Raw genomic sequence first — 25429 nt, 5'->3', positions numbered from 1 at the left:
AAAGGGGGACGCGCCGACATGCCGACCTGCCCGAACGGACACCAGTCGGGTTCCGACGACTGGTGCGAGGTCTGCGGTCACCGCATGGCCGGTGCCGTACCCCCGCCCCCTCCCCCGCCCCCCGGCGGCGGCTACGGCTTCCCGCCGCCCGCGCCCGGCGGCCGGCCGAACGCGTCCGCCGAGGCGGAGCTCTGCCCGCAGTGCCGCACGCCCCGCGAGGGCGGTGCGCCGTTCTGCGAGGAGTGCCGGTGGAACTTCCTCACGAATACGGCGACCTCGTACACCCCGGCCGCGCCGCGCCCCTCGGGCCCCGGCCCCGGCCCGAGCCCGGCGGCCCGCTTCCAGCAGCAGCCCCCGCCGCCCGGTCCCGGTCCCGGTCAGTCGTACGGCGGTGACCCCTACGAGTACCAGGGCTCGCGGCCCTCGCAGATGAACCGGCCCGCGGAGCCCATACCCCCGTTCGGGAGTGAACCGACGGGGCGGTCCGGTGCGCCTGGGGGTCCCGGTGGGCCTGGAGGACCTGGGGCTCAGAACGGTCCCGGTGCGTTCGGTGGCGAGCGGCAGGGCGGGCCCGGTGGACCAGGTGGTCCCGGCGCGCAGGGCTTCGGCAACGAGCGGCAAGGTGGACCCGGGGGTCCTGGCGGCCCCGGTCAGCAGGGCTTCGGTGGCGAACGCCAAGGTGGGCCCGGCGGTCAGGGTGGTCCGGGTGGACCCGGGGGTCCGGGGTCGCAGGGCTTCGGCAATGACCGGCAGGGTGGGCCCGGCGGTTCTGGTGGTCCCGGTGCGCAGGGCTTCGGCGGTGAGCGTCCGGGCGGTCCCGGTGGTCCCGGCGGTCAGGGTTCGCAGGGCTTTGGCAGTGAGCGTCCCGGTGGACCCGGTGGACAGGGCGCGCAGGGCTTCGGCAACGAGCGGCAGGGTGGCCCTGGTGGCCCCGGCTCGCAAGGTTTCGGGAACGAGCGGCAAGGTGGACCCGGCGGTCCCGGCGGCTCTCAGGGCTTCGGTGGGGAGCGCCAGGGCGGCGGTCCCGCGCCCTTCGGGAACAACGACCCGTCCGGCCCACCGCGGCCGTTCGGCAACGATCCCTCCGGTCCGCCCCCACCCCCGCCCTTCGGCAACGAGGCGTCCGGCCAGCCCGGTCCGTTCGGCAACGAGCAACCCCCGGGTCCCGGCGGCCAGTTCGGCAACGAGCGCCCCGGCCAGAACGAGTTCGGCGGCGGCCGCCCCGGCACCTTCGGCGGCGAGCGGCAGGCCCCGCCCGGGCCGTTCGGCAACGAGCCGTCGAACCCGCAGGGTCCCTCGGGCTTCGGTCCCGACCCGTCGCGGCCGGTTCCGCCGCCGCCCGGACCGACCCCGCCCGCGGGTCCCGGTGGTCCCGGTGGTCCCGGTGGGACGAGCGGCGCCCCGCAGGCCTTCCAGCAGTCCGCTCCGCCGGCCCCGCCCGGGTTCCCGCAGGAGACCCGTCCGCAGCAGGGCGGCTCGCCCTTCGGCGGCGGTGACGACGACTGGGTGATCTCCCCGCCGACCCCCGGCTCTCCGGGTGGTCCCGGTGGACCTGGTGGTCCCGGTCAGGGTGGCGGTGGCTACGGCTATCCGCAGCCAGGTTCGACGCAGGCGCCGCCTCCGCCGCGTCAGGCGTATCAGCAGCAGCCGACGACGTGGATGGCGACGATCGGGCCGGACCGTGAGTACTTCATGGCGATGATGCAGCGGTCGGGGCCGGAGGCGGCGGGGCTCAACCTGCCCGCGTACTCGCCCGAGCAGCAGCGGCAGCTCACCGGTAACCAGATCACGATCGGCCGGCGTCGGCACTCCACCGGTGAGTCTCCCGACATCGATCTGTCGGTGCCGCCCGAGGATCCCGGTGTTTCGCATCAGCATGCGGTGCTGGTGCAGCAGCCGGACGGCAGTTGGGCCGTTGTCGATCAGAATTCGACGAACGGTACGACGGTCAATGGGGGCGAGGAGCCTATTCAGCCGTTTGTGCCGGTGCCGTTGCAGGATGGGGATCGGGTGCATGTGGGGGCGTGGACGACGATCACGGTTCGACGCGGCTAAAGATGTGTCGTTCGTCGTCTGCTGCGCCGTCGTGGCTGGTCGCGCCCCGCGGCGGAGCCGCTAATGTCACAGCCCCGCGCCCCTGAAAGGGGCGTTGTCGTTACCGGAGGGGCCACGTGTACGGGCTCTCCGGATCGTCCAGCCATGCCCGCGCTTCCTCACCCGTGACCGTTACTCCGTAGCGCTCTCTGGCTGGTCTGCCCTCTTGCTCCCACAAATCACGGGCGTCCTGCGGAGCCAGCGTGCCGTGGGTGAGGGTGAGCAGGAAGCGGAGTAGTTCGTGGTCGCCGGGGCGGTGTGGGATCTCGTCCTGTACGGACGGCTCGGTGCCGCGCAGGGGGACGAAGTACGCGGCCGTGTTCAAGAAGGTGCCCTCGGCGTGGGTCGTGTCCCGGACGGTGAGGGTGATCAGGCCCGTGGCCAGGGGGGCCAGAATGCGGGCGCCGGGGTTGCACTGGGCGAGCCAGGCCGGTGGGATCGTCGTCAGGGCGCAGGTGGCGATGATGCGGTCGTAGGGGGCGTGTTCGGGGGCTCCGCGGGTGCCGTCGGCGGTGATGACGGTCGGGTGGTGACCGGCGGCGGCCAGGTGGGTGCGGGCGGAGTCGGTGATCTCCGGTTCCAGGTCTACGGTCGTTACCTGGTCGTCGCCGAGCCGCTCCGCGAGCAACGCCGCGTTGTAGCCCGTGCCCGCGCCGATCTCCAGGACCCGGTCGCCGTCCGTCACCCGTAGCTCGGTCAGCATCCGTGCCATGAGGGAGGGCTGGCTGCTGGACGACACCAGTTCGCCGTCGCGCAGCCGGGTGGCGAGCGGTACGTCGGCGTAGACCCCGCGCAGCCAGCGCTCCCGGGTGTGCGGGTCGGGGCTGTCCCTCCAGAGGCGCTCGTTCCCGTCGCCGGCGGCCGCGTAGTAGTAGGGCACGAACAGGTGCCGCGGCACCGCCTCGAATACCGCCCGCCAGCCGGGGTCCGTGTCCCAGGCGCCGCTCAGTCCGATCTCCCGCACCAGTTCCGCCCGCGCGGAGACGGCGACGGCGTCCAGGTCCTTGTCGAGAGCGTGTGCGCCCATACGTCCACTGTCCTGCCGTGGCGGCCGGGAGGCGAGCGGTCCTAAGTCCGAAGTCCTCCGTCGCCCGGTCTGAGACCATGGGGAGCGTGAAAGAGATTCGGCGCGGCACGCTTCAGGAGCAGACCTTCTACGAGCAGGTCGGCGGGGAGGAGACCTTCCGCCGGCTCGTCCACCGTTTCTACGAGGGTGTGGCCGAGGACCCGCTGCTGAGGGCGATGTACCCGGAGGAGGACCTGGGGCCGGCCGAGGAGCGCTTCGCCCTCTTCCTGATGCAGTACTGGGGCGGCCCGACGACGTACAGCGACAACCGCGGCCACCCGCGCCTGCGCATGCGCCACGCGCCGTTCCAGGTGGACCAGGCCGCGCACGACGCCTGGCTGAAGCACATGCGGGTCGCCGTCGACGAACTCGGGCTGTCCGAGGAGCACGAGCACACGCTGTGGAACTACCTGACGTACGCGGCCGCCTCGATGGTGAACACGGCGGGCTGATCGCCTTACGGGGTACGGGAGTTGGCGTGCCGCTCAGCGCACGCTGACGCCCAGCGCCCCAAGTCCCGCCCTGCGTACGGCGATCGAGCCGTAGGGGGTGCGGAAGCGCAGCCACGCGCCCGACGAGAAGAGGCCCGACTCCCCGCCGGGGCGCAGGAATCCGAGTGATTGCGCCGCGTGGACGGCGCGCACCGGAAGCGAGGTCTCGCCGACCGTGCGGGACCAGATCTCCCGCCCTATGCGGTCGAGTTCGGTGCGCGTACGGCCCTCGGGGGTCAACTCCTGTGCACGGGACCGGAATTCGGCGACTCCGGCCGCGATCATCCCGCTCAGCGCCTGCGGTCCCGGGAGGCCGGACTCGGGGGTCCAGCCGCCGCGGGGCGGCAACACCCCGGCCCACGGGGGGCCGGTCACCGCGGCCGGGACTGTGGCCGTAGCCGCCAACTCGTCGAGGGATTCCAGGAGTTCACCGGCGGAGACGGTCACGTCGAGCGTGACGTCGAGACCGTTCTCGTAGGGCTTGGCGAGGCGTACCGCGCGGATGGCGAGGACCTCGAAGGACGGGGGGCGGCCGAAGACGGCGAGTGCCGTGCCGGCGGCCTGGAGGCGGACGGCGGCGGCGCGGTCGTAGTGGATCAGCCGGGAGAGGAAGGCCGCGAAGTCCGCCGCCTCCCCTTCGTCGGCGAGGTGGAGGACCGTCATGCGGCGACGGCCTCGTCCTCGGCGTCGTCCCGGTATTCCTCCAGGAACTCCCGTTCCGCGTCGGTGATCCGGCGCGGGCGCTGGGCCGCGAAGTCGAACGGTACGACGACCGTCGACGCGCGGACGTAGACCAGGTCGCCGTCCTTCACCTCGTAGGCGATGGTGAAGGACGCCGCCCTGATCTCCGTGATCCACAGCTCGATGTCCACGGGGGTGTGGCGGTGGACGAGCTGGCGTTTGTAGTCGATCTCGTGGCGCGACACCACCGACCCCTGCTGGAAGTCCTTCTCCGGGCGGAACAGGAAGTCGATACGGGCTTCCTCCAGGTAGCGGAGGAAGACCACGTTGTTCACGTGGCCGTACGCGTCCATGTCCGCCCAGCGCAGCGGGCAGCGGTAGATGTGGCGCAAGAAGATCAGCCCCGGGTCAGCTTCTTGTAGGTGGCGCGGTGCGGACGGGCCGCGTCCGGGCCGAGCCGCTCGACCTTGTTCTTCTCGTAGGACTCGAAGTTGCCCTCGAACCAGAACCACTTGGAGTCACCCTCGTAGGCGAGGATGTGCGTCGCGACCCGGTCCAGGAACCACCGGTCGTGGGAGACGACCACGGCCGCACCGGGGAACTCCAGCAGCGCGTTCTCCAGCGAGCCGAGGGTCTCGACGTCGAGGTCGTTCGTCGGTTCGTCGAGGAGGAGCAGGTTGCCGCCCTGCTTGAGGGTGAGCGCGAGGTTGAGGCGGTTGCGCTCACCGCCGGAGAGGACGCCGGCCGGCTTCTGCTGGTCGGGGCCCTTGAAGCCGAACGCGGAGACGTAGGCGCGGGACGGCATCTCGACCTGGCCGACGTTGATGTAGTCCAGCTCGTCCGAGACGACGGCCCACAGCGACTTCTTGGGGTCGATGTTCTCGCGGCTCTGGTCGACGTAGGAGATCTTGACGGTGTCGCCGACCTTGATCGAACCGGAGTCCGGCGTCTCCAGGCCCTGGATCATCTTGAAGAGGGTCGTCTTGCCGGCGCCGTTCGGGCCGATGACGCCGACGATGCCGTTGCGCGGGAGCGTGAAGGAGAGGTCGTCGATGAGGACCTTGTCGCCGAAGGCCTTGGAGAGGTTGCTGACCTCGACGACGATGGAGCCCAGGCGCGGGCCCGGCGGGATCTGGATCTCCTCGAAGTCCAGCTTCCGCATCTTGTCCGCCTCGGCGGCCATCTCCTCGTAGCGCGACAGACGCGCCTTGGACTTGGCCTGGCGCCCCTTGGCGTTGGAGCGGACCCAGTCCAGCTCCTCCTTCAGCCGCTTGGCGCGCTTGGCGTCCTTCTGGCCCTCGACCTTGAGGCGGGAGGCCTTCTTGTCGAGGTAGGTGGAGTAGTTGCCCTCGTAGGGGTGGGCGCGGCCGCGGTCGAGTTCGAGGATCCACTCGGCGACGTTGTCCAGGAAGTACCGGTCGTGGGTGACGGCGACGACGGTGCCGGGGTACTTCGCGAGGTGCTGCTCCAGCCACTGGACGGACTCGGCGTCCAGGTGGTTGGTGGGCTCGTCGAGAAGCAGCAGGTCGGGGGCTTCGAGCAGCAGCTTGCAGAGCGCTACGCGGCGACGCTCACCACCGGAGAGGTTGGTGACGGGCCAGTCGCCGGGCGGGCAGCCCAGGGCGTCCATGGCCTGCTCCAGCTGGGTGTCGAGGTCCCACGCGTTGGCGTGGTCCAGGTCCTCCTGGAGCTTGCCCATCTCGTCGAGCAGGGCGTCCGAGTAGTCGGTCGCCATCAGCTCGGCGACCTCGTTGAAGCGCTTGAGCTTGCCCATGATCTCGGCGGCGCCGTCCTGCACGTTCTCCAGGACCGTCTTCGACTCGTCGAGCGGGGGCTCCTGGAGCAGCATGCCGACGCTGTAGCCGGGCGACAGGAAGGCGTCGCCGTTCGAGGGCTGCTCAAGCCCCGCCATGATCTTGAGAACGGTGGACTTACCGGCACCGTTCGGCCCGACCACACCGATCTTCGCGCCGGGCAGGAAGCTCAGCGTCACGTCGTCAAGGATGACCTTGTCGCCGTGCGCCTTGCGCGTCTTGCGCATGGTGTAGATGTACTCAGCCAAGAGAAACCGTCCGGCAGCTTGAAATCTGGAGTGGGCAGACGTATCCATCTTGCCTGAGGACCAGGCTTGGGTGGTAACTCGTTTGGTCGGGGGGCTGTGAGCTGGGGGTTCGGGGACGGGTTCCGGGCGGGGGTGCGGTGAGCCGACGGGGTGGGTCGGGTGGTGGGTGCGCGGGAGGGCGAGTGGGGGCGGTGCGGCTGCTCGGCGTGCGTGGCCGAGGGGGGCGAGAGGTCGCCGCGCTTCGACAGCCGCGGCGAGTCCGAGAGGCGCAGCCGGTTACCGGCGCCGCAGCCGACCCGAGCCCGTGTTCTCAGCCCTGCCCGTGTTCTCAGCCCTGCCCGTGTTCTCAGCCCTGCCCGTGTTCTCAGCCCTGCCCGGGCTTGCGGTCGCGCAGTAGGACCAGGGTCGTGGCGCCGATGCCTACCAGGCCGAGGGCGACGACCGTGATCATCGGGGTGATGCCGGAGCCGCCCGTCTCGGCGAGGTTGGTGTCGACGGTGGTGCCGCCCACCGTCGCCGGGCTGGGCTCGCTGAGCGTTTGCGTCACGTCACCGCCCGCGTCGCTCTGCGTCCGGCAGTCGAGGACCCCGGTGAACCGCTTCTCGTAGCCGTTCGGCGCCGTGATCGTGAAGTCGTACGCCTGGTCCTCCTGGAGCGGGATCGTCACCGTCGAGGACTTCCCGGCGTCGATGGCGTGCTCGACGCCCAGCAGCTCGAAGGTGAACGTCGCGTCGCCCTGGTTGGCCGCGGTGACGTCCACGCCGCCCTCGGCGCAGTTCTTCTGTGCCGACAGTGCCGGTATGGCACCGGTCTTGGCCCAGTCCGCGCTCGCGACCGCGGCGACCGTCGACTCGCTGGAACCGGCGAGGATCTGTGTCTGGCTTCTGCTCTCGGAGGTGAAGGCCCGGCCGACGGGCACGGTGGTGGAGGCCTGCACGGTCAGCTCGCCCGACCCGGCCGCCGCGTCCTTGGGCACGTCGAAGAACACCTGGCTGCCGTCCACCGCGGAGGTGACGACCTTGCCGTCCTTGTCGACGATCCGCACCCCGCTCGTGGCGGCGTCGGCGGGCGGCGTCACCGTCACCCCGCTCGCGTTCGTGTGCACGGTCACCGGGCCGAGCCGCTCACCGGGGTGACCGGAGACGGCGGGCGGGGTGAGGGTGAGCGAGGCCTCCGGCTCCGCCACGTTCCGCGCGCTCTTCTCCAGGTAGTCCGCGAGCTTCTCCGCCTGCGGGTCGACCGCGTCGACGTCGGCGCCGTCCGAGTAACGCCAGATGGCCACCTGCGTACCGGCCGCCGCGTCGCTCTCGGTCAGGCCCTTGGTGCCGGCCTTCGCGGAGAGCGCCGCGAGGTCGTTCACCTGCGGGTAGGAGTGCTGCAGGATCCAACTGATCTTGCCCGCACTCTTGTTGGCGCCCAGCGAGGTGCCGCTCCACGCGGTCTCGTGGTACTTGGCGTCGCGCTGGGTGGGGTTGCGGAGGTCGACGCAGTACGTCTGCAGGGTGCCGCCGCCGTCCACGGACATCTCGAACAGGCCTGCGGAGACCTGCACATCGGCGGCACCGTCCTCGTGGAGCACGGCGGCGCCGTACGTCTTGAGGCCGCCTATCGTCGCCGTCGCCCCGCCCTGGGTCTGCGGTGTCTCGTCGGCGACGGCCGGGCCGGCACCGGCCAGCACTCCGGCGGCGACGAGTCCGCACGCCCAGGTCGCGGCGACGAGGCGCACGGCGCCTCGGCCGCGCAGGGACAGCGCGGAAAACACAGACAACGCAGATGACACGGAATTCCCCTTCGAGCAGGACCCGTCGACGTGGGGGTGCGGTCCTACCAGCAGAATCAAAGCGCCGGGAACTGTGCCCGAGCTATGCCCGGCATCCTAGGGACGCGGGCGCACCGCCTTCTCCAGTCGGGTGATCCGATAACCGATCCGACTCGGAATCGTTATCCCCAAGATCGCCTGCGAGCAGGGCTTATCGACAAATCCACCGGGTCATTCGGAGCGCATTCATCGATAAGCCGCAGTTCGATCAGCCGGGGGCATTCACTGACATCACGTCAGCACGAGGGGCTCCGCGTGCTGTTGGTCGGAGACCTCTTGGTCCGCGGCAACGGCGACGGCGTCGGTCGCGGAGTCGGCGGCCGAATCCCCGGCCGGTGTCTCCCAGTTGGGCTCGGGCCGGGGCGGAGAGGCCGCCGTCTCCTGCCTGTTGGCCCGGCGGAAGGCCGAGGTGCCGCGCGCCAGGTCGTGGCCGATCGCCACCGCGTCGATGTCCGCCGAGGACCAGCTCGGCTGTCCCTCGCGTACTTCCGTGCGCACCTTCAGCCGGCCCTGGACGACGACGGGGTCGCCGACCGACAGCGACGCCGCCACGTTCGTGGCCAGTTGGCGGTTGGCCCACACCGTGAAGAAGTTGGTGTGGCCGTCCGTCCACACGTTCTTCTCGCGGTCGAAGTACCGCGCGGTCACCGCCAGTCGGAACCGCGCCGACGGTCCCGCCGCCAGGTCCCGGTACATCGGCTGGGTCGCCACATTGCCGACCGCGCACACCATCGTCTCGTTCATCGCGTGTCCCTCCCTGACCCGGCCCCGCGGGGCCGAGCGGAAACGCGTACGGGCCCGTCCCGTACGGCTGCAGTCAGACTGCCTCCGCCGAGCCGGGCCCGCTGAGCCCTGTGGACCACCCGCCCACCTGTGGAAAATCTCGTCACCCGGACGAGCGAACGACGTCCGGACCTCGGTTCACCCGGCGCCGATGCCCGCCCCCGTGACCCGCCCGTACTGCTCCCGCACCTCCCGGTACCGCAGCAGCTCCGCGGCCAACGGATCGAGTACCCGCGCCCGTCCACACCCGGCCGCGGCTTCCCGCAATCGCCGCTCGGCGTCGAGGCCGTAGCGCCGAGCGGGGCCTCGGGCCGCCAGCCGGCAGCTCCACTCGACGAGCGGGCCGCCGATGATGCCCGCCACCATCAGCAGCACCGGCACGCCCAGGTTCGGGGCCATGAAACCGATGATCTGGCCCACCAGCCAGAGCCCGCCGACGACTTGGAGGATCGTCATGGACGCCTGCGCCAGCACGGCGGCGGGCCACCAGCCCGGCCGCGGCGGCCGCCCCACGGGCAGCCCGGCCCGCGCCGCCAACTCGTCCAGCGCCTCGGGCAACCCCTGCGCCCCGCGTACGGCCGCCTCGCGCACCGCCAACGCCCACGGCGCCGGGAGCCCGCCGGAGGCCCGGTCGGCGACCGTGCGGACCGCCTGCTCGACGCGCTGGCGTGCCGTGGCCTCCTCGTCCGCCTGTGCGCGGACCGGCAGTCGGCCGGTGACGGGTTCGCGGCGGTCGTTGTACCAGCGCCACAGCCGCAGCCAGGGTGTGCCGCAGGCGCGGTTGGCGTTGCGCAGCCAGGCGCGTTCGGCGGCCTCGCCCGCAGCGGTGGCACCGACCGAGTCCGCGAGCCGCGCGGCGAACTCGTCCCGCGCCTCCTCGCTGAGCCCGGTGCGCCGCCCCGTGGCGTAGACGGGCCGCAGTCGCCACGCGGCGGCGTCGACATCGGCCGAAATTCGCCGTGCGGCGGCTCCACGATCCCCCACGAACTGGCCCAGAACCTCGCGCAGTTCCGGGATGCCGTCCCCGGTGAGCGCGGACAGGGAGAGCACGGTCGCGCCGGGTTCGCCGTACTCCCCCAGGGCGATCCCGTCCTCGTCGAGCAGTCGCCGCAGGTCGTCGAGGACCTGGTCGGCGGCCTCTCCGGGGAGGCGGTCGATCTGGTTGAGGACGACGAACATGACCTCGGCGTGGCCCGCCATCGGCCGCAGATAGCGCTCATGGAGGATCGCGTCGGCGTACTTCTCCGGGTCGACGACCCAGATGACCGCGTCGACGAGTGCCAGCACCCGGTCCACCTGCTCGCGGTGCGCGACGGCCGCCGAGTCGTGGTCGGGCAGGTCCACCAGGACGAGCCCGCGCAACTGGGCCTCCATCTCGGCGCTCTGCAGCGGGCGTCGGCGCAGCCGTCCCGGGATGCCGAGCCGGTCGATGAGGGTGGCCGCGCCGTCGCTCCAGCTGCACGCGATGGGCGCGGCGGTGGTGGGCCGGCGTACGCCCGTCTCCGAAATGGCCACTCCGGCAAGGGCGTTGAAGAGCTGCGACTTGCCGCTGCCGGTGGCGCCCGCGATGGCGACCACGGTGTGCTGCCCGGAGAGCCTGCGCCGCGCGGCCGCCTCGTCGAGCACCCGGCCCGCCTCCGCGAGGGTCCCGCTGTCGAGCCGGGTGCGGGAGAGCCCCACGAGTTCCCGCAGCGCGTCGAGACGGGACCGTAGCGGCCCGTCGTACGCCAACGGGGCCGGGACGTGCGCGACATGGGAGCTGTGCGCCTGCGCGCGGGAGGCCCTGATCTCCATGGCGGCGGCCTGCTGCGCGGCGGTGGTCTCGTTGACCCGCCGCGCGATCAGCCCGTCGTCCCAGGAGCCCGCCCCGTCCTCAGGGTCGGCCGGATCCGCCGGGCCGGTCGGGTCCGTGGACGCCGGTGAGTCCGTACGGCTGTCCATGCGGCTGTCCGTACGCCTGGAGGTGCCGGCGTCGGCCGGCACACGCGTGTGGTCGTCGTTGTCCTTCAGGGCGCTCAGGGTGCTCGCCTCCTCCGCGTCGTCTACGGGGGGACGGTTACCGGCAGTTGCCCCTGAATCGCCCTCTACGGAGGAGGCGATTTCGCGGTGCTCGTCGTCGGCGGCGACCGCGTCCCCGGCGTGATCGGCGTGATCCGTCTCGTCCGTGTGTTCGTCCGTGTGGTCCTGGTCAGTGACGGCAGTCACCGGTCACCTCTCCTTCTGCAGTACGGACAGCGCGGCGATGAGTTCGGCCTGGGGTTCGGGGTGCACGTCGAGGGCGTCGAGCGGGGCCAGCCGCCGTTCGCGCTCGGTGTGCACGACCCGGTCCAGATGTTCGTTGAGCAGCCGCCCGGCGCGGTCGCGCAGCCGCAGCGCGCCGTGGGCACCGATCCGCTCGGCGAGCCCCTCGCCCGCGGACCGTGCCCTGCGGCCGCCGAGCAGCGCGGTGGCGACCAGGGCGGCGACCACCTCGGGATCGGGCGCGATGCTCCGGTCGAGGTCGCTCACCTCCTCCTCCGCGTACTCCTCCAGCTCGCGCCGCCACCGCCGTACGGCCATCCCGATGCGGTGCTCGGCGCTCTCCAACGAGGGGTCGCGGTCGGTGAGTTCGGGGGCGCCCGCGGCCGGTTCGCGGCGCCAGGCGTCGTCGACGCGCTCGTCGGCGGCCGTGACGGCGCACAGCAGGAGGGCGGCGAGGCTCTCCGCGAGGGCGTCGAGCAGTTCGCCGGCGGAGCAGTCGAGCGGGAAGGCGCGCCAGCGCTTCAACGCGTCCCCGGCGAGCACGGCCCCGGCCTGCAACCGCCCCCGCACACGCGCGTGCTCGCTGTCGTACGCCCCGTCGACGGCGGCCGTGAGCCGGAGCGCGGCGGCGTACTGGGCGGCGGCGGCGCTGGCCAGTTCGGGCATCCGTGACTTGAGGGAGTCGAGGACGCCGTAGGCCGTGCGCGCCATGGACTGGTGCCGGGCGGCCGGGTCCTGGGCCTGCTGGACGAGCCAACTCCGCAGTGTCGCCACGGCACTGGCCGGAAGTAGTCCCCCACCCCAGGCGGATTCGGGCAGTTCGGGCACCGTGAAGCGCGGTACGTCGCCGAGGCCGGCCTTGGCCAGGAGGGCGCCGTACTGTCGCGAGACCTCGGAGACCACCTGGTGGGGCACCCGGTCGAGGACGGTCACCAGGGTCGCGTTGTGCTCCTTGGCCGTGCGCAGCAGATGCCAGGGCACGGCGTCGGCGTAGCGGGCGGCGGTGGTGACCATGACCCAGATGTCGGCGGCGCAGATGAGTTCGGCGGCCAGCACCCGGTTGTCGGCCACGAGGGAGTCGATGTCGGGCGCGTCCAGGAGGGCGACCCCGCGCGGGAGCGTGTCGGCGGTCTCGATCCGCAGCACACGCATGCCGTCCTCACCGGGGAGGAGCAACTCGTCCCCCGGGTCCTGATGGGGCACCCACACGCGCGTGAGGTCGGGCAGCACCCGCATGCCGCTGAACCAGTGATGGTCCTCCGGGTGGCAGACGAGCACCGGTGTGCGGGTCGTCGGCCGCAGCACGCCGGCCTCGCTGACCCGGCGCCCGACAAGGGAGTTGACGAGCGTCGACTTCCCCGCGCCCGTGGAGCCGCCGACCACGGCCAGCAGGGGCGCTTCAGGTTCTTTCAGGCGGGGCACCAGATAGTCGTCGAGCTGGGCGAGCAGTTCGTCGCGATTGGCACGCGCGCGTGGAGCCCCCGCCAGGGGCAGCGGGAAGCGTGCGGCGGCGACACGGTCGCGCAGGGCGGAGAGTGCGTCGAGCAGCTGAGGCCGTACGTCCAAGGTCACCACATGTGAAGAATGCCCAATTTTGGGGGAATTCTGAAGCATATGAGCATGTCTGCGCGCCGACAGAACACAACGGACGGAAGGGATGACTGGGGCATGGGCACAGTCCAGGCATAACGAGTGCACAACACCCGTGGCGCCGGACACCAAAAGCGATGCACGATTCGTACCTGCCTGCGATTATCAGGACCGCTTCACTGAACCTCCACATCGAGCCACGCAGGTGAAGCAACAGGGACAAGGACCCGGGAGCCCTATCCTTGTCCCCGGCAACGTCACGGACCGGCCCACACCCGGGCACACCACGACCGAGGCCACACACCCGGCCCCCGTAGCTCAGTGGATAGAGCAGGCGCCTTCTAAGCGCTTGGCCGCAGGTTCGAGTCCTGCCGGGGGCGCTCAGCGTTTCACTGCTCGGCAACGAGGCCCTCGGCCTCCGCCCCGGCCCCACCTCACCCTCCAGGGCCCCCCGCACCCCGGGCGAGATTCATCCGGATGCACCAAATCCGCCGTTCACGGGTCACCACGGAACACCCCGGGCGGCCCCGCCAGCCGCGACGCCGCCCCGAAACCCCCTCGCCACCCGCCGCACGCTCGGGGCGCCGCCGGGGCACTACCGCCCGCTGAACGGATCGACCGACAGGCATTCCTGGATGCTGAGGAACCGGCATTCACCGGTCACCCCGTGGACGGAAATATACGTCGGGCCGTAGAGACGGTACTTGTCGTCCCTGGTGGCAAGATATTTCACGCCCTGAAAAGCGAAGTAGAAGAAATCGCCCTTCTGGGCCTTGAGTTCGTCCTCGTCGAACAAGGCGACCTCGTTGTCCCAGTTCGCGGTCGACCGCCGGAGGAATTCCGCGGCGAACCGCTCCGCCTCTTCCATCGAATACGTCAATTCGTCCTCATCAGCTTGAATGACTTGAAGTAGGTCGGGTCGACGAACCCCGTCTGACCGTCGACGAAAAGAACCCTGCCCTGGCTGTTCACCACATTGAACACGTGACCCCCCTGGCCTGGCACGGGAGAGTCTCCTGCCACAATTCCGCGAGCACCGTCACCTGAATTGCGAATATGATCCACCATGTCCCAGAACTTGGTGTCCTCGAAACTCCGTCCGTACACACTCTGCAGCCGGTCGAGGGACTGCAAGCCTCCCACATCCCCGGGCACGGCCTTGATTCCCTCACCCGCGAGATATCGATCCATCGATTCACCGACGTAGGTGCAGTTCATCATCCCGCCCTCAGGATTGATCTGCTTCGCCAATTCCGAAAGATTCGGCGTCTCATACGGCTTGGGCGGAATCGGTGACTTCTGCGGGGCCAGGCCGAGCGGGTCGCAGGACACCTGGGGCCGGTCCACATAAGTGACCGGATTCGCCGCCGGGGCCAGGCCGAGGGGGTCCTGGCTGACGTAGCGGCCGACCTCGGGGTCGTAGTACCGGAGGTAGTTGTAGTTCAGGCCGGTCTCGGTGTCGAAGTACTGTCCCGGAAAACGCAGCGGCGTATACGCACGGCTTTCCGCGGCCCAGGACAGTTTTCCCCAGTGCGTGGACCGGGATCTCCAGGCGATGTCGCCCGATTCCCCGACCAGTTCGCTGGGTGCTCCCGAGACATCGGAGACGATGGCGAAGAACCGGGCGTCGATCTCCTCCTGGGAGGTCGAGGCCGTGATCCTGCGTTCGCTCTGGGCGACCGCCTCCGGGCCGTGCAGATGCCACGTCAGGGTGACCGCGTCGCTCGAACTCCCCCAGCTGGTCGTCTGTTCGCACAGCCAGGTGCCGTCCCAGGTGAAGTCGACCTGTTCCAGGACGTCGACGCCGTTGTCCGCGAGGCGCTGTTTGGCGGTGCGTCTGCCCAGGGCGTCGTAGCGGTAGCGCCAGGTCGTGCCGTCGGGAGTGACGACCTGGGTGAGGCAGTCCTCCGCGTCCCAGGTGTAGCGCCAGGTGTCCGGCTTGCGGGAGAGCCGGGTCTTCTGGCGGAGGACGACCCGGCCGGCCGCGTCGTGCTCGTAGCGGATGCGGCCGGCGTGGGTGAGGTCGGCGCCCTGGTACGTGCGATCGCCGCAGCCGTCGTCGCCGAACTGCCGTGTCGGCCAGTGCGCTTCGATCTGGTTGCCGGTCCTGTCGTACGCGTAGGACTCGGCCCAGCCGTCCCCGCCGACCCGGGTCGCCCGGCCCACCGGGTCCAGTTCGTACTCCCGGACGCCGTTCAGCTGGTCGAGGACCTTGGTGACGCTGCCGTCCGCGCGGTATTCGTAGGACCTCGACTGGAGCCGGCCCAGCGGGTGGTCCACCGCCTGCGAGGTCAGCCGGTTCATCGCGTCGAAGGACCGGGAGATGCTCAGGGAGCCGTCGAACCTGCGGCCGACCTCGCGGCCGACCCGGTCGTACTCCAGGGCGACGACCCGTCCGTCCGCCGTGAACCGGTGGAGTTGGCCCAGGGCGTCGTACTCCCAGGAACTCTCGACGCCCGACGGTGTCGTACGGCCCGTCAGTTGTCCGAACTCGTCGTAGCGGTAGGCGACTTCGCGGCCGTCGAGCCGCTCGGAGAGCAGGCGTCCGTGGCGGTCGCGCAGAAGGCTCAGGTCCGTGTGCGCGGTGACGGCCCGGGCCATCCCGTCGGTGAAGTCGTAGGCGTACGTCATCACTTCGCCGTCGACGTTCTTGCGGACGACCTGCCCGAGTGCGTTGTGCTCGAAGGAGACGGTCTGGCCGAGTGCGTTCGTCCGGGACGTCAACTCGCCGACGGCGTTGTAGGAGTAGTGGCTGACGCGGCCGCCGAAGTCCGTCTCGGTGGTCAGTCGTCCGACCTCGTCGTAGGCGTAAGTCCACCGCAGGCCATCGGGGTTGGTGACTTTCGTCAGCCGCAGGTCCTTGTCGTACGCGAACTCGTAGCGGGAGCCGTCGGGTTCGGTGCGCGCGGTCAGCAGGTCGAAGGCGGAGTACTCGAAGTGGGTTGTCGCGCCAAGGGTGTTGGTGTGGGTGAGGCAGTTTCCCTCGCCGTCGTACGTCCAGCTCTCCTCGGTGCCGTCCGGGTGCCGGCGGTGGGTGACCTTGCCCTCGACGGACCAGGCGAGGGCGCCGGTCTGGCCCAACGGGTCGGTGGCGGAGCTGATACGGCCGAACGCGTCCCGCTCGTACCGCATGACGTTGCCCGCGTGGTCGCGCACCTCGACGGGCAGGCCGGCCGCGTCGGAGCGGATGCGGGTCTCGCGGCCGCGATGGTCGCGCAGCGCCGTCAGGTGGCCGGAGTCGTCGTACGTGAACTGCGTTGATCCGCCCGCCGAGTCGGCGACCAGCGTGCGGTTCCCGCGCTCGTCGAACTCCTGGCGGACGATGCTTCCGTCGGGGCCCACGATGCGGGTGAGGAGTCCGCGGTCGTCATAGGAGAGGACGGTGCGGCGGCCGTCCGGGCGGCTGATCTCGGTCGGGTTGCCGGCGTCGTCGTAACGGAACGACGTCGTGCGTCCCACGGCGTCGGTGCGGGACAGCAGGCGGTTGAACCGGTCCCGGGTGTAGCGCGTGGTGTGTCCGGCGGGGTCCGTGACGGCGACGATGTGGTGCAGGTCGTCGACGAAGTACCGGCGTACGCCGCCGTCCCCGTTCGTCGCCGTCGTGGTGCGCAGGCCGGTTTCCGGGTCCCGTGCGCCGTAGGACAGCCGGAGGCTCATATGGCCTTCGGAGCCGCCCTGCGCCGTGCAGCGGTGGGCGTCGTCGTACGCGTAGGCGTACGCGTGGCCGTTCGTGTCAGTCCAGGACGTGACGCGGTGGGACATGTCGTAGGCGAAACTCAGCGGCAGGCCCGAGGAGTTGACGACCTCGCTGAGGTTGCCTTCCGTGTATCCGTAGCGGATCAGGGGGAGTTCGGAGCCGTCCTCGGCTGCGCCGAGCAGGTGCAGGCCGGTGACCAGGCCGTCGGCGCTCTCGATCCGCAGGTGGTAGCCGCCGCTGTGGACGATCGCCGAGGGGACGCCCTCGCCGTCGTACTCGAAGGTGATGAAGTTGCCGTTGCCGTCGTCGAGTTGGACGAGTTCGGCCAGCGTTTCGTCGCGGTCCGCGAAGTGCCAGACCTGCCGGGTCCCCGGATCGGTGACGGTGTAGCCGTCCGCCTCCCGGTTCAGCGGCCAGCGGGCGCCGTGCTCGGGCAGGACGGGCAGGCCGGGTGCCGGATGCGGGTAGAACAGGCGCATCCCGTCCTCGTGGACGAACGTGACGCCGGCCGGGGTGACGTCCAGCCGCTGGTCCACGGTGCTCGTCCACGCGGGGCCGAACCAACGGCCGTACGGCCGGCCCGACTCGACCCGGCGCTTGAACGCGAACGGGAGCGAACCGGGGAACGTCACGTCCGTCTGGGACAGGTACATCCGGCCGGTGGCCAGGTTGACCGGGTCCGTGCCTCCCGACTCCACCTCCGCCGCGGACTGGCTCTCGGCCGCGCCCGGGGTCTCGGCGAGCGCGCCCTCCTCGGCGAGCGTGCTGTCGGCGGCGAGCATGCCCTCCTCCGCGGCGGTGCCCGCGCCGTCCGAGGCCACGGCCAGGACGGCCTGCGGAATCAGCTCCCCGGCGAAGTTGAACGGGTCCGAGGTGAAGGAGTTCCAGCCCGATTTCAGGGCGCGTTCGGGATGCGTGGCCATGCTGACCACTCCGCCGAGCAACTGCACCTTGTTCTGCAGGAAGGCGGCCGGATGCGTGAGGTTGTACGGGTCCATCGGGTTGAGGCTGCGGGCGAAGTCCAGGATCCCGGCCGTGCCCTTGACCGCGCCGGCGACGACATGGGTCGAGTCGACGTAGCCGGCCTCCAGGAAATCCGCGCCGTCCAGCTTCAACTGGTCTACGACGGAAGGCTCGTTGGGGGCGTGCGCGAGCGCGGCCCGCAGCGCGGTCTCCGTCGCGGTGGCGACCGAGTTCCGCTGGCGGCGCGCCGCGTCGAGGACGTCCTGCGCCTCCCGCAGCGCGGCCCCGCCGGGATCCTGGTCGGGCGGCAGCGGGCCGGGGTCCTCGGTGCCGCCCTCCGCCTTGCGGTTGTAGTCGTCGACCTGCTTCTTGTACGCGTCCGAGGCGGACTTGCCCTTCTTGTACAGGCGGATGGCCTCCTCCGCCTGCTTCTGCGCCCATTCGACCGTGTCGGCAAGGCTGTCGAGCGCCGTGGCCGCCTCCTGGCAGGCCGCTCCCGCCTGCAGCCACTTGGTCGGGTGCAGGGCGAACTTCTCGCGGAAGGTGTCGGCCGCCTCGCCCTTCCAGCCCGCCGAGTCCACGGTCTTCATGCCGACGCCGACCTCGTCGAAGGCCACGGCGAACGTCTGGAGGTGCTTGGCCTTCTCCCGGATCGTCGCCGGCTTGCCGTGGATCAGGTCGCCCGGCCGGGCGTCCGGCCCCAGTTGCCGCTCGGCGACAGGCGCCCCGAGATACGAGGCGATTTGGTCCCCGCCCTCCCGCACCGTCTGCGCCGCCCCGTGCGCACCGACCGTGTCGAGCACGTCGCCGGTGAGGTCGGCGCCCTTGTCGACGACCTGTCCCACATCGCGCTTGGCCTCGTCGAAGAGCCCCTTGCCCTCGCTCAGCGCCTTGCCGCCGTACTTGCTCCAGATCGACATCAGCCCTGCCCCTCCGGCTTGAGGCCGAGCCCCTTGCTCACCGCCGCGTCGTAGTCGTCCCGGTCCACGCCGAGCGCGGTCGGCACCGCCTCCACACCCGGGACCACGTCCGTCGTCGCCACGTCACGGACCATGCCCTTGAGGGTCTGCTCCGAGGCGGTGGCACCGTCCTCGAACGACTTCGCGCTGTAGTCCGGGTCCAGCCAGGCGGGCGTGGCCAGTTGACCCCAGCTCTGCTTCTCGATCTGATCCTCGGTGGCGTACGGGTTGCCCTCCAGGGAGTTCAGGCCGACCTTGAGCGAGTTCTTCACGGTCTGGTCCGCCTGGTACTCCGTCCCCGCGGCGAGACCGACCGACTCCGCGAAGAGGTTCCCCTCGGCGACGAGCGATCGCACACCCCACTGCCAGCGCTCGCAGAACGAGTGGAAGACGGCTCCTACGGCGTCGTCGCCGATCGTCAGCCCGTCCATCTCCAGGTCGTCGAACCCACGCCCCGCACCCGACCAGCCCACCTTGTCCGCGAACCCCAACTTCCCCAGCTCGCCAAGGGCCTTGTTGATCCCGTCGGCGATCAGCGCCAGCCCGACGACCTGCAGATCGGGCGCCCCGCCCGCACTCGTACCGCCGCCGTCCGACATCGCGTCCGTCATCGCCTCGTCTCCCCGTCCGGTCCGTCCACCGGTCCGTCCACGGGTTCGTCCACCGCCACGTCCTCCGGTACGACGCCCACGACCGGCGGCAGTACGAGCCCCCGCTCGCCGTCCGCCGCGTCCACCAACACCCCGCAGGGCACGCCCGATTGGGCCACCGTCGGCACGGCGGCATCCAGGAGAGCGGCACCCCAGACGCCCCGGTAGCGCCACTCCCGGTCGCCTTCTCCGCGGGCCTGCGCGTACCGCGCCAGCGCGGCCTCCCCGGTGAACGCGAGGATCCACCGCACTCCGCCCATGTCGACCGTCAACGGCGCTTCGGCCACGGGGTCCGCACCGGGCAACACGCCCATCGGCACGAGGACTTGGGACCGCCGGAACTCGCCCAGCTGGGCGAGGAATTGACGCCGGCGGCCCTGCACGCGCGCGGCTTCCTCGGCATCGGCGTCATCGTTGTCCACGGCGCCATCGGTGTCCACGGCGCCATCGGTGTGTACGGCGCCATCGCCATCAACGGCGCCATCAGCCGGGGGATTTGCAGTCGCGCCGCCGTCCGGCGAACCCGGGACGACGATGCCCGCCCCCACCGTCCTCACCGGCTCCGCCCGCTCCGCCGTCTCCGTCTCCCCCGTACGGATCACCGTCTGATCGGCGATGTCCGCCAACCGCGACCGCGGCAACGCAGGCGCGTCCCCGCCTACCGCCGTCTCCGTGCCGTCGCGCGTACCCGCTGCTCCGCCTGGCTCATCCACCATCAAGTCCCCGTCGCAGAGCGACTGTTCACCCTAGTTCAGTGATCAAACTTTGGAAGAGTCACACGTTGCGATTGCCATCAGCAACCAGACGCGGGCCAAGCGTGAACAAAGGAATCCCCAAGAAGGAGTCCCCCGAGGAAGCTCGGGGATTACCGCGGGGCCGGCCGACCTCCCTCGTATCGGCCGACCCCGCCGGGGCTCCCGGCGACGCCCCGGCCACCGAGACGGCAGGCCGAAGCGCATCCGAGAACAACTGGGGCCCTCTGTCAGGCCGGTCCGGTGGAGCCCTTGTGCGTACCGGCGCCCGTCCCCGTACCGGCGCTGCCGCTGCCGCTGCCGCTGCCGCTGCCGCCGGCGCTCGTCCGGTCGTAGAGCCGAAGGCGGGCCCTGCCCCCGATGCGGCGGATTCCGGCGCGTGTGTGGTTGAGGGTGCGGGAGATGTCGGCGAACAGCTGCATGGACTCGGCCATCTGGTCGAAGAGGCCGGAGGCGGACGGAACCCACGTTCCTTCAGGCGCGTGCTGCCGGCCCACCGCCGTGCACTTGGTCAGCAACTCGCCCATCAGACGGTGGAATTCGGCCACGTCCTCATCGGTGAAGTCCTCGACGGTCAACTGATGCACGTTCGGCTCAGTTGGCGCGCGCATACGCAAATCTCCTTGGCGGTGAGTGAAGGGCAACGGACGGCTGAACGCGCTGGGTGCACCGCCACCTGCTAATGCCCCATCCCGGCACCCCCGTCTACGGGCAGCACGGCACCGGTGATGTAACTGGCGTCCTCGGAGGCCAGGAAGGCGACGGCCGCGGCGACCTCGTCGGGGCTCGCGAGCCGCCCCAGGGGTATCTGGCCCGCCAGGTGCGTGCGCTGCTCCTCCGTGAGGTTCTCGCTCATCGCGGTCTCGGTGAGCCCCGGCGCGACCACGTTGAACGTGATCCCGCGGACGCCGAGTTCCCTGGCCATGGAGCGGGCCAGGCCGATCAACCCCGCTTTGGAAGCCGCGTAGTTGGCCTGTCCGCTCTCACCCCGGAGGGCGACGGCGGAGGAGATGAACACGACGCGGCCCTTCTTGGCCCGCAGCATGCCCCGGCTGGCTCGTTTGACGACGCGGAAGGCGCCGGTCAGGTTGGTGTCGATCACCGAGGTGAAGTCCTCTTCGGACATGCGCAGCAGGAGTTGGTCCTTGACGATCCCCGCGTTGGCGATCAGGACCTCGACCGGACCGTGCTCCGCCTCGACCTCCTTGAAGGCCGCGTCGACCTGATCGGTGTCGGTGATGTCGCACCGAACCGCGAACAGCCCCTCGGGCGGATCGCCCGTCCGGTGCGTTACGGCGACACGGTCGCCGTTGGCCGCGAGGCGACGCGCGATGGCGAGGCCGATGCCGCGACTGCCACCGGTGATCAGGACTGAACGGGACACAGGATGCCTTTCTGGTGCCCATGCCGAGGGGCCGGTAGGTGAGGGGCCGGTAGGTGAGGGAAAACTGGCCAATACGCCACTGTGACGTGATCGGTTGAGCCGTCACTGTGGGTGATGAATGATGGAACATGACAAAATTCGTGGGCATCGAGGCCGAGAGGGACCAGTGCGGCACGCGACATGCACACGGACGCGCACCACCAAGGCGCCCTGCCGGTACGGCAGTTCGGCCGTCGCCCGGTGAAACACGCGAACTCCCTCGCGGTCGGGGACCTCGCGTCTCCCACAACGCGGCTGGTCCGGTGAGCGATTGTCGTGGGTCGACGTCCCGGGGCACCAGGACCTGTTTTTTCCGGTTCGGGATTTTCAGGAACGAGCTTCTCCGGTAATTGAGTTGGCCACCCATCCGTCAGCACCAGAGAGGTTCTGAGTTGGACAACAAGGAAGCCCTGCAGAGACTGCTGCGCTGGAAGCGGGGCCAGATCGACCCGACCGAACTCGGGTGGCCGCAGCGCAGCGGACGGGGGCGCCGTTCCACAGGTCTGTCCCAGGCCCAGGTGGCACAGCTCTTATATGTCTCCGAGCGCACCTACGCCGACCTTGAGCGCGGTGAAATGCCGTCGCCCACCGCGGAGTTCCTGGACAACGTCGCCCAGGCCCTGAAGATGGAGGAGCGCGAGCGCACCGCCCTGTACGTCTACGCCCTGGGCTACGAACCCCCTTTCCCCATGGACCCGTTGGCGGGCAGCAGCGTCGCCCCGGCCTGGCAGAAGGCGATCGAGCGGGTCTCCGGCCAGCCCTGCTACGCCAATGACGTGGCCTGGAACGTCCTGGCGGCCAACGACGACTTCATACGGATGTTCCCGCAGGCCCCGGGCCAACCCGCCCGCCTTCCGGAACAGAACCTGATCCGCTGGATGCTGCTGCGCGAAGACGCCCGCGAGCACCACCTGGTGCACTGGGAGAAGCGGTGGGCGGAGCCGGTCGCGGCCCAACTGCGCACGGCCGTGGCCTCGCACCCCGACAACAAGGACCTCCGGCAACTGGACCAGGAGGTCAACGACGACCCGGTCGCGGGCCCCATCTACCGCGACCACAACCTCGCCTACGTCCACCCCGACGGCGACACGCGCCTGATGCGCCACGCGGGCTACGTCCCCGCGGCGGGAGAAGAGGACCGCAGGGACCGCTGCTGCGAGCAGCACACACCGTCGCAGCTCGGGACGGTGACGATGTGCGCGGCACAACCCTTCGGCTCACCGGGTGCCCGATTCCTGTTCCTCGTCTTCGAGCCCACACAAGTCGCCGAGCCCGTGCGGAATCTCTGAGCCTGCGCAGAATTTCTGAGCCTGCCCAGGATCTCCGAGCCCACGCAGACTCCTGCGCCCGCGCAGAGCCCCGTCGCCGCCCAGAGCCCCGTCGCCGCGCAGAGCCCGTTGCCGCCCAGACATCCCTCCAGGGAGAATCCCGCCTCGTGACTGACACAGCCCAACTCCGCCAGATAGCGCCCGGCGTACACATGTGGGCCCCCGACGGCGTGGACACCTGGGGTCTGGCCAACTGCGGCCTGGTCCACTCGGACGGCGAGGCCCTCCTCGTGGACACCCCGTACACACCCGCCCTCACGGAGACCTTCCTCGCCGCGGCCCACCGCGTGACGGGAGACACCGCGCCGAGCATCGTCGTAGCGACGCACGCCAACGGTGACCACACCTGGGGCAACCAGTGCCTCACCGGGACCGAGATCATCGCCACCGACGCGGCCCTCAGGCACCAGTGCGTCGAACCGACACCTCAGGAACTGAACACCCTGCTGCGGGACAGTGATCCGGGCCGGCCGCTGGGCTGGTACTTCCGCCACCACTTCGGGAAGTTCGACTTCTCCGGGATACAGGTCTTACCGCCCACCAGAACCTTCAGCGGCCGCCACGACCTGACGCTCGGCCGGATCCCCGTCGAACTGCACGAGGTCGGCCCCGCCCACACCGAGGGCGACCTGATCGTCCATCTCCCCGACCAACGGGTCGTGTTCGCGGGCGACATCGTCTTCTCCGGCGACCATCCCTGCCACTGGGCCGGCCCGCTCGACCACGTCTCGGCGGCGGCCGAACGCATCCTGGCGCTCGACCCCGAGTGGATCGTCCCGGGCCACGGCCCGCTGATGACACCCGACGACCTGCGCACGTACATCGCCTACCTCGACGACCTGGCCGACCAGGCCCTCCTCCTCCACGGCCAGGGCAGGACCGCGCTCGACGCGGCCCAGCTCCTCATAGCGGAGAACCGCTACCCGGGCCTCGGCCTGCCGGAACGCCTCGCCATCACCCTCTCCGCGGAGTTCCGCCACCTCAACCAGGACGGTTCCCGTCCAAAACTCGTCGAGCTCTTCGAACTCTCCGCCCGCATCGCCTGGCAGCGCACATCGGAGACGGCGACGTCCGCGTGACACAGGCGTAGACCGACGTGTTTCGGCCCGGTTTCCGTTACGTCCGAATGGATACGCAATGGTCAAGAATTAGCCCCGAACGCTTGTGGGATTCGGCAAGCCCGACCCATCATTGGCCGAATCCCGCCGTTCCCCACCCCTTCCCCACCCCCGTCCCCTCCCCACTACCCCGCAGGAGCCCCGGTGGCCGCTGGTCAGATCGACTCCGGGCCGGCCGGCCCGCCGACCGCCGCTCAGACGGAACGGGAGAAGCTGCGCAAGCACTTCGGCCGTTTCGACATCCTGTTCTTCCTCCTGTGCACGATCGTCGGCGTGGACACGATCGGCACGGTGGCCTCCTCCGGCGCCGAGGCGTTCACCTGGCTCATCGTGCTGGCCGCGGTGTTCTTCATCCCCTCGGCGCTGCTGATCGCCGAACTCGGCGCCGCGTTCCCCGAGGAGGGCGGCCCCTACATCTGGACCAGCCGCGCCTTCGGCCGCCTCGCGGGCGCCGTCAACAACTTCCTGTACTGGATCACCAACCCGGTCTGGCTCGGCGGCACCCTCGCCGTCTCGGCCGTCACGGCGTTCACGACCTTCTTCAACGACGGCAAGGACCTGAGCACCCCCGCCTTCTACGTCTTCGCCCTCGTCTTCATCTGGGTGGGCGTCCTCGCCGCGATCCTCTCCTTCGACGTCGGCAAGTGGATCCCCACCATCGGCGCCTGGAGCCGCTTCGCCCTCCTCGGCCTGTTCACGATCACGGTCGTCATCTACGGCATCCAGCACGGCCTGCACGGTTTCGGCCTCGGCGACTTCTCCCCGACGTACGCGGGCTTCGTCGGCCTGGTGCCCGTCCTGATGTTCAACTACGTCGGCTTCGAACTGCCCAACACCGCGGGCGACGAGATGACCGACGCCCAGAAGGACGTCCCCTTCGCGATCTTCCGCAGCGCCGGCCTGGCCGTACTCCTCTACGCCCTCCCCATCCTCGGCATCCTCCTCGTCCTCCCGGTCAAGGCCATCACCGGCCTCGGCGGCTTCCTCGACGCGATCCGCCAGGTCTTCACCGTCTACGGCGGTGACGTGGCCGCCGACGGCAGCGTCACCAGCAGCGGCGCCGGCACGGTGCTCGGGGACATCGCCGCGGTCCTGTTCATCCTCACGGTGCTGTCCTCCGGCGTCACCTGGGTCATGGGCTCCGACCGCGCCCTCGCCGTCTCCGGCTACGACGGCGCCGCGCCCCGCTTCCTCGGCGTCATCTCCAGCCGCTTCGGCACGCCGGTCCGGGTCAACATCCTCAGCGGCCTGGTCTCCACCCTGGTCCTGGTCCTGGCCCACCAACTCACCAACGGCAGCGCGGCCAAGCTCTTCGGCGCCGTCCTCGGTCTCGCCGTATCGACCACGCTGGTCAGCTACTTGGGCATCTTCCCGGCCCTCGCGGTCCTGCGCTACAAGGCCCCGGACGTCCCCCGCCCCTACAAGGCGCCCGTCCCCATCCTGCTCAGCGTGGTGCTCACCGCGCTCATCGTGTTCGCGAGTGTGCAGCTGGTCGCACCCGGTGCGGGCGACCACTGGTTCGGCGCCGACTACGCCCCAGACGGCTGGACCAAGGGCGAACGCGGGCAGTACCTGCTGACGGAACTCGTCCCGCTCATCGGCTTCATGCTCCTCGGCGTCCTCTTCTGGGCCCTGGGGAAGCCGACCCGGACGGCCAACTCGCTCTCGCTCGCCAAGGAGTAGCGTTCCGGACGATCACCGGGAACCTACCC

19 protein-coding genes and 1 tRNA gene are annotated in these 25429 nt (G+C 70.3%); 6 read left to right on the top strand and 14 right to left on the bottom strand.

The features are described 5' to 3' along the window. Nucleotides 1–18: 18 nt before the first annotated feature. Entirely contained in the window at nucleotides 19–2055 is a 2037-nt protein-coding gene (locus ACIBK4_RS32595; protein WP_399000514.1) for an FHA domain-containing protein, read from the top strand. 100 nt (nucleotides 2056–2155) lie between these two features. Here the strand turns inward: ACIBK4_RS32595 and ACIBK4_RS32590 are convergent, their stop codons facing one another. Then, nucleotides 2156–3121: a methyltransferase domain-containing protein gene (locus ACIBK4_RS32590; RefSeq protein ID WP_399000512.1), complete on the bottom strand. Its 966-nt coding sequence runs from the start codon at nucleotides 3119–3121 to the stop codon at nucleotides 2156–2158. Nucleotides 3122–3198: 77 nt separating this feature from the next. On the opposite strand from ACIBK4_RS32590, the gene ACIBK4_RS32585 reads away from it, so the two are divergent. Next, on the top strand, nucleotides 3199–3612 hold the full coding sequence (locus tag ACIBK4_RS32585; RefSeq protein WP_399000510.1) for a globin: 414 nt from the start codon (nucleotides 3199–3201) through the stop codon (nucleotides 3610–3612). Nucleotides 3613–3645: 33 nt separating this feature from the next. On the opposite strand, the gene ACIBK4_RS32580 is transcribed toward ACIBK4_RS32585, so the two are convergent. The 7 genes from ACIBK4_RS32580 to ACIBK4_RS32550 form a co-directional block, all read right to left on the bottom strand. Next, on the bottom strand, nucleotides 3646–4314 hold the full coding sequence (locus ACIBK4_RS32580) for a hypothetical protein (RefSeq protein WP_399000508.1): 669 nt from the start codon (nucleotides 4312–4314) through the stop codon (nucleotides 3646–3648). Further along, entirely contained in the window at nucleotides 4311–4724 is a 414-nt protein-coding gene (locus tag ACIBK4_RS32575; protein ID WP_399000506.1) for an acyl-CoA thioesterase, read from the bottom strand. The genes ACIBK4_RS32580 and ACIBK4_RS32575 overlap by 4 nt, the downstream gene beginning before the upstream one ends. Before the next feature lie 5 nt (nucleotides 4725–4729). Further along, nucleotides 4730–6394: an energy-dependent translational throttle protein EttA gene (ettA, locus tag ACIBK4_RS32570; protein WP_362970055.1), complete on the bottom strand. Its 1665-nt coding sequence runs from the start codon at nucleotides 6392–6394 to the stop codon at nucleotides 4730–4732. Between the two features lie 364 nt (nucleotides 6395–6758). Beyond that, a complete protein-coding gene (locus ACIBK4_RS32565) occupies nucleotides 6759–8174 on the bottom strand; it encodes a Cys-Gln thioester bond-forming surface protein (protein WP_399000504.1) in 1416 nt (471 codons plus the stop codon). Nucleotides 8175–8444: 270 nt separating this feature from the next. Then, nucleotides 8445–8957, bottom strand: coding sequence for a single-stranded DNA-binding protein (locus ACIBK4_RS32560; RefSeq protein WP_399000502.1), 513 nt, complete (start codon nucleotides 8955–8957; stop codon nucleotides 8445–8447). A 177-nt stretch (nucleotides 8958–9134) separates the two neighbouring features. Continuing rightward, nucleotides 9135–11201, bottom strand: coding sequence for a GTPase (locus ACIBK4_RS32555; RefSeq protein ID WP_399000500.1), 2067 nt, complete (start codon nucleotides 11199–11201; stop codon nucleotides 9135–9137). 3 nt (nucleotides 11202–11204) lie between these two features. Then, complete coding sequence (locus ACIBK4_RS32550) at nucleotides 11205–12812, bottom strand: dynamin family protein (RefSeq protein ID WP_366436650.1); 1608 nt, start codon at nucleotides 12810–12812, stop codon at nucleotides 11205–11207. 322 nt (nucleotides 12813–13134) lie between these two features. Here ACIBK4_RS32550 and ACIBK4_RS32545 point away from each other — a divergent pair. Next, nucleotides 13135–13207, top strand: a tRNA-Arg gene (locus tag ACIBK4_RS32545). A 215-nt stretch (nucleotides 13208–13422) separates the two neighbouring features. On the opposite strand, the gene ACIBK4_RS32540 is transcribed toward ACIBK4_RS32545, so the two are convergent. The 6 genes from ACIBK4_RS32540 to ACIBK4_RS32515 form a co-directional block, all read right to left on the bottom strand. Then, nucleotides 13423–13707, bottom strand: coding sequence for a hypothetical protein (locus tag ACIBK4_RS32540; protein ID WP_399000497.1), 285 nt, complete (start codon nucleotides 13705–13707; stop codon nucleotides 13423–13425). Next, nucleotides 13704–18407 (bottom strand): putative T7SS-secreted protein, encoded by a 4704-nt coding sequence (locus ACIBK4_RS32535; protein ID WP_399000496.1) that lies wholly within the window; start codon nucleotides 18405–18407, stop codon nucleotides 13704–13706. Before ACIBK4_RS32535 ends, ACIBK4_RS32540 begins: the two co-directional genes overlap by 4 nt. Next, nucleotides 18407–19057: a hypothetical protein gene (locus tag ACIBK4_RS32530; protein WP_399000494.1), complete on the bottom strand. Its 651-nt coding sequence runs from the start codon at nucleotides 19055–19057 to the stop codon at nucleotides 18407–18409. Before ACIBK4_RS32530 ends, ACIBK4_RS32535 begins: the two co-directional genes overlap by 1 nt. Beyond that, nucleotides 19054–19812: a hypothetical protein gene (locus tag ACIBK4_RS32525; RefSeq protein ID WP_399000492.1), complete on the bottom strand. Its 759-nt coding sequence runs from the start codon at nucleotides 19810–19812 to the stop codon at nucleotides 19054–19056. The genes ACIBK4_RS32530 and ACIBK4_RS32525 overlap by 4 nt, the downstream gene beginning before the upstream one ends. Before the next feature lie 266 nt (nucleotides 19813–20078). Continuing rightward, complete coding sequence (locus ACIBK4_RS32520; protein WP_399000490.1) at nucleotides 20079–20459, bottom strand: hypothetical protein; 381 nt, start codon at nucleotides 20457–20459, stop codon at nucleotides 20079–20081. 68 nt (nucleotides 20460–20527) lie between these two features. Beyond that, nucleotides 20528–21232: a beta-ketoacyl-ACP reductase gene (locus ACIBK4_RS32515; protein WP_399000488.1), complete on the bottom strand. Its 705-nt coding sequence runs from the start codon at nucleotides 21230–21232 to the stop codon at nucleotides 20528–20530. A 431-nt stretch (nucleotides 21233–21663) separates the two neighbouring features. Between ACIBK4_RS32515 and ACIBK4_RS32510 the strand changes: the two genes are divergently transcribed. The 3 genes from ACIBK4_RS32510 (at nucleotide 21664) to ACIBK4_RS32500 (ending at nucleotide 25400) form a co-directional block, all read left to right on the top strand. Then, nucleotides 21664–22560 carry a helix-turn-helix domain-containing protein gene (locus ACIBK4_RS32510; protein WP_399000486.1) on the top strand — a complete coding sequence of 299 codons (897 nt, stop codon included), beginning with the start codon at nucleotides 21664–21666 and terminating at the stop codon, nucleotides 22558–22560. 146 nt (nucleotides 22561–22706) lie between these two features. Next, entirely contained in the window at nucleotides 22707–23678 is a 972-nt protein-coding gene (locus ACIBK4_RS32505; RefSeq protein ID WP_399000484.1) for an MBL fold metallo-hydrolase, read from the top strand. A gap of 183 nt (nucleotides 23679–23861) precedes the next feature. Then, a complete protein-coding gene (locus ACIBK4_RS32500; protein WP_399000482.1) occupies nucleotides 23862–25400 on the top strand; it encodes an APC family permease in 1539 nt (512 codons plus the stop codon). Nucleotides 25401–25429 lie beyond the last annotated feature (29 nt).

Source organism: Streptomyces sp. NPDC050528 (assembly GCF_044457795.1).
Lineage (GTDB): Bacteria > Actinomycetota > Actinomycetes > Streptomycetales > Streptomycetaceae > Streptomyces.
This window is presented reverse-complemented; position numbering and strand designations above follow the sequence as displayed.

What these genes read in the sequence shown, in the direction of transcription:
- ACIBK4_RS32585 (WP_399000510.1), top strand. Translation starts at nt 3,199, where the DNA reads ATGGGGAGCGTGAAAGAGATTCGGCGCGGCACGCTTCAGGAGCAGACC.
- ACIBK4_RS32525 (WP_399000492.1), bottom strand. Translation starts at nt 19,812, where the DNA reads ATGGTGGATGAGCCAGGCGGAGCAGCGGGTACGCGCGACGGCACGGAG.
- ACIBK4_RS32560 (WP_399000502.1), bottom strand. Translation starts at nt 8,957, where the DNA reads ATGAACGAGACGATGGTGTGCGCGGTCGGCAATGTGGCGACCCAGCCG.
- ACIBK4_RS32535 (WP_399000496.1), bottom strand. Translation starts at nt 18,407, where the DNA reads ATGTCGATCTGGAGCAAGTACGGCGGCAAGGCGCTGAGCGAGGGCAAG.
- ACIBK4_RS32590 (WP_399000512.1), bottom strand. Translation starts at nt 3,121, where the DNA reads ATGGGCGCACACGCTCTCGACAAGGACCTGGACGCCGTCGCCGTCTCC.
- ACIBK4_RS32595 (WP_399000514.1), top strand. Translation starts at nt 19, where the DNA reads ATGCCGACCTGCCCGAACGGACACCAGTCGGGTTCCGACGACTGGTGC.
- ACIBK4_RS32580 (WP_399000508.1), bottom strand. Translation starts at nt 4,314, where the DNA reads ATGACGGTCCTCCACCTCGCCGACGAAGGGGAGGCGGCGGACTTCGCG.
- ACIBK4_RS32520 (WP_399000490.1), bottom strand. Translation starts at nt 20,459, where the DNA reads ATGCGCGCGCCAACTGAGCCGAACGTGCATCAGTTGACCGTCGAGGAC.
- ACIBK4_RS32530 (WP_399000494.1), bottom strand. Translation starts at nt 19,057, where the DNA reads ATGACGGACGCGATGTCGGACGGCGGCGGTACGAGTGCGGGCGGGGCG.